Origin of the sequence: Pacificimonas pallii (assembly GCF_019204005.1) — a bacterium.
Classification (GTDB): Bacteria; Pseudomonadota; Alphaproteobacteria; order Sphingomonadales; family Sphingomonadaceae; genus Pacificimonas; species Pacificimonas pallii.
In genome coordinates, this window is the sequence record NZ_JAGSPA010000011.1 from 1 (window position 1) to 628 (window position 628).

At 53.5% G+C, this 628-nt stretch carries 1 protein-coding gene; it reads left to right on the forward strand.

Features of this window, described 5'->3' with window-relative positions; all coding sequences use genetic code 11:
• Positions 1–481: hypothetical protein (locus KCG44_RS14295; protein WP_218446801.1), on the forward strand; the 481-nt coding region annotated here is incomplete at its 5' end.
• Positions 482–628 lie beyond the last annotated feature (147 nt).

A 628-nucleotide genomic window follows, 5' to 3' on the forward strand; every position in this document is an offset into this window, starting at 1 on the left:
TGCAAGGGCGAAGGAAATCGGTGAGGCGGTCGTTGTCGACCTGCCGAATGGAGACACTCTTTTCGCTCTCCTGAAGGCGGGTCAGGCTTTTGATGCTTTCCTGCCGCAGATCGAGGCCGACTACGACATAAGCGGCAGCTGCGGCGGCATGCGAGCTATGGCTGAGGGACTTTCCAGCCGCGACTACCAGGCGGTAATCGCTGCCGAAAACTATCCTAAATTCGTTCGCTTCCGTGATCTTAGTGATCCGGCGAGCGTCGCACATGTTAACCCAGATAACCTCGCTGACAGCTTTGGGGGCGACTACACGCTGCAGCGATTGGTGATCGAGACAACGGACGAAAAAGTAACGCAGACGATAGCGGGACGACTAGTCTGGTTGGGGAACAATCCTGAGCCGCATCTTGACAATGATTTTGCGCCGACAACCGACCCAACTTTATCCCAACTCTTACGCCATGGCGATTTTCGCAGGAGGTAATTTTATATGACCAGCACGATTTTCAAAGCTGTTCTGGCGATGGACGCCTATCAGAGAGGATATGGCTCAGGACTTGCCGGACTGCCCGAAAGTGGGAAAATTGGAAAAGCGAGTATTATTACAGCGCCTTCACAATCACGGTGGGAA